We start from the raw sequence: 6191 nt of genomic DNA on the forward strand, positions 1-6191 counted from the left end.
TGAGGACCAATTTTCCGTCTCTATAGGCGCTTGCGGGAAGCGTGAAGCTTACGACCCGATTGGCGGAGCAAGGCCCGGAACGCACAAGGTCGCTCGTCTGGGTTGTGAAAGTGAACTGAGCAGCCTCCTCTGTGCAGTAAAAATGAAACGTTCGCGGACCGCTGTTATCTAGCACCGATTCGACCTTGAACGGCGTAGTGGAAGAAATATAACTCTCCGCAGTCCCCCCACTTGGCAGTATTGGGTGGTCTTCTATTGCGCCAGGAGTGCCAAGGAGTATCTCTAGAGCAAAGTGCGGATCCCCCGGGGTGACATTCCTGGACTCTGCTTTTGGAGGAGCTTGGCTGTGTGGATCCTTTTTCTGCTCAGCAGGATCGCTTTCTTTCTCCGGAGTCGCGTTTTCGACGGAGGGGCGTGGTGTCGCGTCGGTAGTGCTTGCAGGAGTAGCTTGCTCTGCTGTTGGTGTGCACCCCGCCAGAGCGCCTAGTGCGAGCGCCAGAGCTGCGGGAAGGCCGCCAAATCTCCAAAATGTGAGCCGTGACATAGGTGAAGTCTAGAGCGGAGGAGCATCTGGTGTCTCGCGCTTCCCGTACTACTTTTCGCATGTAGGGCAACCGTTCGACTGAGGTAGCGAAAGCAACCGATCAGTCTCCTAGTGCCCGCGCCGCAACCTAGTGCAGTGAGCCTGCTACGTTGGTTTCTTTTTCTCGGGGCGATGCGCTCGATGCTCACTCAGGGGAACACTTAGGCGCGCGGCAAGCGTCGGCCCCGACCCAGCACCCGGCCAGCGATCCGGCCGCGCGGGCGCTTGTAGCCCGTGGCCCGGAAAAGCCACAGGAACGGCTCGGGGAGTGCGCGCGCGATCGGGGCGCTGAGCGCCCAGCGCCACGGGGCGTTCGAGTCCTTGTTGGGGCGGTGTTCGAGGGCGTGGACGGCGGCTTCGGCAACCTCGTCGGGGGTCATCGTGCCCACGAGCAGCTCGACTTTGGGGACGCGTTTTTCTGAGTTGGGGTTGGCTTTGAAGTAGTCGGAGTGCACGCGTGTGGGGGTCAGCGAGCCCACGTTGATCCCGGTGCCGTGAAGGTCCTGGCGCAGAGCCTCGGTGAAGCCGCGAACGGCGTAGCGGGCGGCGGCATACCCCACGGCGCCGGGCCACGCGATCTGGGCGACGGGGGAGTTGATCTGGAAAATCGTGCCGCTGCCGCGGGCGAGCATCGGCTCGATGAGCCCGCGCGTCATGTCGAAGGCCGCGAAGTACGGCAGCGCCATCTGCTCGCGCGCCTCCTTGGGGCTCGTCTCCTCGATGCTGAGGAAGCGCCCCGATCCGGCGTTGTTGAGGAGGATGTCGGGCGTGCCGTGCTCGGCGAGGATCCGCTCGCACACCTGCGCGACGGCGTCGGGATCCGAAAGATCGACGGGGTAGTATGCCGCGCCGGTCTCTTTCGCGAGCGGTGCGAGCTTCTCTTTGCGCCGGGCCAGCAGAATGAGGCGGCATTCGCTCTCGCTGAGGCGCCGCGCGAGAGCCGCACCAATACCGGCGGAAGCGCCCGTGATGACAATCAGTTCCGAGGTCAGTGCGCTGGGGGTCGCTTGGGTCTTGGTCGTGCGCGTTGCGCTCTTCGTAGCCATACCTCGAGTTTATCGAGCGGCGCCCTCGCCCACGCCGAGGATCCATTGGATCGCGGCGGTCGCCGCGCCGCGCGCCCAGAACGCAAAGTCGTGCTCGCGAAGCTGGATGTCGAGGCCGCTCGCGCTCACGTGCCTCACTTCGGCGATGCCCGCGTCGAGTTCCTCCTCGTTGCCCGCGAGGAACCGCGCGCCCTCACCGGAGATCACGACGGCCTGCGGCATCGTGAACGCGGCGGCCGTGCCCACGAGCCGCCCAACCTTGCGGGCCGCGCGCGCCGACTCCTCGGCGGTGAGGGGGCGGGCGCCGCTCAAATCGGGCCAGTCGGCCCCCCGGATGGCCTCGGTGACCGTGCCGAAACCCGTGTTCTCATCCGTGATCACGCGCCCGTCCAGCACAAGGGCAAAGCCCGTGCCAATTCCGACGGTCACCACGATGAACCTCGAGGCCTCAAGGCCCGCACCGAACCAGTTTTCCGCTTCGGCAAGGGAGGTCAGGTCATGCACGATGAGGACGGGGAGGCCGGTGAGTTCTTCGAGCCGATCGGCGGCGCGCACGTTCGTCCATTCGAGGAATGGGGCTTCGCGGACGATGCGGCCATCGTCGATTTGTGCACCGATGTTCACGCCGATTCCGGCGACGGGCAGGCCGGGGTGGGAGGCGGCCAGCGATTCGCGCAGCTGAGCGATGAGGGCGCCTGCTTCGCGAAGAACAGTGTTCGGCTGCAGGTCGGTGAGGCTGAGTGTGCGCGAGTCGAGCACGGTCGCCCGCGCGTCCGTGGCGATCGCCACGAGGCTTTCGTGGGTGATCGACAGCCCGATGAGGGCGAAGCTCGTGAGGTTCACGGAGAGGGGGATTGCGGGCCGGCCCACCTCGCTTGGAACGGGGGCGCCCTGGAGCATGAGCTCCGCTTCAACGAGCGGGGTCGTGACGCGCGTGAGGGAGGCGGCGCTCAGGCCGAGGCGCTCGGCGAGCTGCGTGCGCGGAAGCGGCCCGTAGCGGAGCAGCTCGAGATACACGCGCCTTGCCGACGGCGGGAGCGTGTCGAGCGTGAGGCGCTCGGGGACGGTTGGGGTGTTCACGGTTCTCAACTTTGCCAGATGCTGCGGGGTGTAGCGCGACTTGCCTCCCACTTCGGGGAATGCGCTTGACGGGGATTTATTTTATAACGAAAATAAGTAGGTCATTGAAGACGCACCTCAAGGAGAAACCATGGCGACCACCACCCGTCGCGGCTTCCTCGCGGGCATGGCGGGTCTCGGGACCCTCGGCGCGCTCGCGGGATGCGGCGGCTCGAACTCGGGCGGCACCTCGCTCGAATACTTCCAGTTTAAATCCGAGGCCATCGACCTGTTCAACTCGATTTGCGAGAACTTCAACGCGCAATCGAACAACGTTCACGTGCGCCAAAACTTCCAGGCCGACAACGTCACGGCGCTGCGCGTGCGACTCGTGAAAAACAGCATGCCCGACATCGTCTCGATCAACGGCGACTACAATTTCGGCTCGATCGCCCGCTCGGGCGTGTTCTACGACTTCGCGAAGACCGACCTTCTCGGCGACGTCCAGGAAGCCGTTGGCGAGATCCTCCCAAGCCTCGGTGCCGGTGCGGAAGGCGAGGTCAACGGCCTGCCGCTCTCCACGAACGGCTCAGGCATGATCTACAACAAGGACATCTTCGACGACTTCGGCATCGAGCCGCCCAAAACATGGGACGACCTCATCGCCGCGGCAGAAGAATTCTCCGCGGGCGGCGTGGACCCGTTCTACTGGGGCTTCCGCGATAACTGGACCGGCGCGCCCATGTTCTCGTCGATCTCCGGCAACTTCCTTCCGAATGTTGCCGAGTGGTACCAAAAGCGCCTCGAGGGCGACACGACCTTCGAGGATCTTCGCCCCGTGCTCGAGAAGATGAACCAGATCGCCAAGATGGGCAATAAGAACAAGTACGAGGTCGACTACAACGGCGGTAACCAGGGCTTCGCCCAGGGCAAAGCCGCGATCTACGTGCACGGCACCTACGCGATCCCCGCGATCCGCTCCTACAACCCCGACATCAACCTCGGCACCTTCGCGACCCCCGCCGATGACCCCGCCGACACACGCGTGGTTTCCGGCGTGGACGTGGCCCTCACGATGGGCGTCGAACCCGAGCACGAGGAAGAAGCCCTCGACTTCATCCGCTACGTCATGCGGGAAGAGAACATGCTCGCCTACTGCAAGGAGCAGGTGGCCTACCCGACCCTCAAGGGTACCGAGCCGGATGACCCCGCGCTCCAAGGGCTCCAGGACTACTTCGCGAACAACCTCGTCGCGACCTACTCCGACCACAACTTCCCCCAGGGAGTGAACCTCAACAACTACATGCAGCAGTTCCTGATCGACCACAACATCGACGCGTTCATCAAGACGCTCGACACGCAGTGGGACAAGGTCACGAAGCGCATGGCCGCGACGGCGTAAGGAGAAGCCACCGTGTCTGCAACGCACACAAAATCCGGCTCCGCGCCGGTACTTCGCTCAAAAAAGAAGCGAATCGATCCCGCCCACGTGTGGATGGTCATTCCCGCGATCATCATCTTCGTGGCCCTGCTCGTGTGGCCCCTCATCCAGGGCATCTTCTACACGTTTACGAACTACCAGGGCTACGGCGACTGGCGCTTCGTGGGCCTCGACAACTACAAGTTCCTGTTCCAGGACGACGTGATTTGGGGAAGCTACGGCTTCACGTTCCTCTTCGCGATCTCCTCGACGCTTGCGACGAACGTCATCGCGATGGTTCTCGCGCTCCTGCTGAACTCGGCGATCAAGGCGAAGAACCTCTTCCGCGGGATCTTCTTCCTCCCGTACATGCTTCCCGTGCTGATCGTCTCGTACATCTTCAGCTACCTGTTCACGAACAACATTCCGCTCATCGGCCAGTGGCTCGGTTGGGAATGGCTCTCCTCCTCGCTGCTTGCCAATGAGAGCCTCGCGTGGCTCGCGATCGTGTTCGTGGGCGTGTGGCAGGGCGTCGCCTTCACGACCCTCATCTACCTCTCGGGCCTGCAAACCGTGCCCGAAGAGGTCTACGAAGCCGCCTCGCTCGACGGCGCGAACAAGTGGAAGCAGTTCTGGAAAATCACGTTCCCGCTGATCATGCCGTTCTTCACCATCAATGTCGTGTTGAGCTTCAAGAACTCCCTTGGCGTGTTCGACCAGGTCGTTGCCCTCACCGAGGGCGGCCCCGGCACCGCCACCCAATCGATCTCGTTCCTGATCTTCAAGAACGGCTTCCAGGGCGGCGAATTCGCCTACCAGACGGCGAACGGCGTCATCTACTTCATCATCCTCATCGTGCTGTCGTTCGCGCAGCTGCGATTCCTTCAGTCGAAGGAGGTCAACTGACATGAGTACCCAGTCGATCCCCACCCCGGGTGCCGCAGAAACACCCACGAACGAAAGCATCGAGAAGGGCGGAGCAAGCGTCGGAAAGCCCCCGCGCAACAAGCGCCGCTACCGCCTCCACCGCACAAACTGGTGGGCGACCGCCCTCGTGGCCGTTCTTTCCCTGACGATCCTCGTGCCGCTGTACTTTGCGGTGGTGACCGCGTTCAAGACGGCACCCGAGCTCGCCGAGAGCGGCTTCGGCCTGCCGAACCAGTGGAACCTCGACAACTTCGTGGAGGCCTGGCGCCTCACCGAGTTCCCGAAGCGTCTCATGACGAGCGCGATCATCACGGTCGGCGCCGTGATCGTCACGCTGCTCACGAACTCGATGGTGGCCTACGCGATCGCGCGTAACCTCCACCGCAAGAGCTTCCAGTTCCTCTACTACTTCTTTGTGGCGGCGCTCTTCGTGCCCTTCCCGATCATCATGCTGCCCGTCGTGAAGCAGACGGCCGCGCTCGGTATCGACAATGAAGCCGGCCTGATCCTCCTGTACACCGTGTACGGGCTCGCGATGAACATCCTGCTCTACGTGAGCTTCTTGAAGTCACTGCCGGAGGAACTCGAAGAGGCCGCGCGCCTCGAAGGCGCCTCGACATGGACCGTGTTCTGGAAGATCGTGTTCCCGCTCATGGGCCCCATGAACGCGACGGTCGGCATCCTCACGTGCCTGTGGTCGTGGAACGACTTCATGCTGCCGCTCGTGATCCTCTCCGATCCCGATTCGCAGACGCTCCCGCTTGCGCAGTACGTGTTCCAGGGCCAGTTCAACACGAACTACCCGGTTTCCTTCGCGAGCTACCTCATGGCGATCGCGCCCATGATGCTCGTGTACGTGTTCGCGCAGAAGTGGATCATCTCGGGCGTCATGCGAGGCTCGACCAAGTAATTCGGGCGCATGCGTGCGCCGCGAGCGTGGCTGCTGTTCTTGCTCGTTCCCGCTGCTCTTGCTCGTGGCCGCTGTTTTTGCTCGAGCCCGTCACTCTCTATGAAGAAAAAGTCCCTCCCCACCCGCGACGTGCGGGGAGGGAGCGACTTTTTTTATGAAGTGGAACGGTTTGGCCGCCGTACCGCCCCGCCGCTGCCTCGTGGCCGTCACTCTCGATGAAGAAAAGGCCGCTCCCCACCCGCGCCG

5 protein-coding genes are annotated in these 6191 nt (G+C 63.0%); 3 read left to right on the plus strand and 2 right to left on the minus strand.

Translation table 11 applies throughout. The features are described from left to right. Positions 1-744: 744 nt before the first annotated feature. Both HMPREF1484_RS03350 and HMPREF1484_RS03355 read right to left on the minus strand, forming a co-directional pair. Entirely contained in the window at positions 745-1629 is an 885-nt protein-coding gene (locus HMPREF1484_RS03350) for an SDR family oxidoreductase (RefSeq protein WP_016663619.1), read from the minus strand. A gap of 9 nt (positions 1630-1638) precedes the next feature. After that, the gene (locus HMPREF1484_RS03355) at positions 1639-2709 is read right to left on the minus strand and encodes an ROK family transcriptional regulator (protein ID WP_040386411.1); all 1071 of its coding nucleotides are present in this window, start codon (positions 2707-2709) and stop codon (positions 1639-1641) included. A gap of 130 nt (positions 2710-2839) precedes the next feature. Here HMPREF1484_RS03355 and HMPREF1484_RS03360 point away from each other — a divergent pair, with 130 nt between their 5' ends. The 3 genes from HMPREF1484_RS03360 to HMPREF1484_RS03370 are packed head-to-tail and all read left to right on the plus strand — an operon-like array spanning position 2840 to position 5945. Continuing rightward, positions 2840-4090: an ABC transporter substrate-binding protein gene (locus HMPREF1484_RS03360; RefSeq protein ID WP_016663621.1), complete on the plus strand. Its 1251-nt coding sequence runs from the start codon at positions 2840-2842 to the stop codon at positions 4088-4090. 12 nt (positions 4091-4102) lie between these two features. Further along, positions 4103-5014 (plus strand): carbohydrate ABC transporter permease, encoded by a 912-nt coding sequence (locus HMPREF1484_RS03365; RefSeq protein WP_016663622.1) that lies wholly within the window; start codon positions 4103-4105, stop codon positions 5012-5014. 1 nt (position 5015) lies between these two features. Further along, positions 5016-5945, plus strand: a complete 930-nt coding sequence (locus HMPREF1484_RS03370) for a carbohydrate ABC transporter permease (RefSeq protein ID WP_016663623.1) — start codon at positions 5016-5018, stop codon at positions 5943-5945. Positions 5946-6191 lie beyond the last annotated feature (246 nt).

Origin of the sequence: Dermabacter sp. HFH0086 (assembly GCF_000413375.1) — a bacterium.
Taxonomy (GTDB): Bacteria; Actinomycetota; Actinomycetes; order Actinomycetales; family Dermabacteraceae; genus Dermabacter; species Dermabacter hominis.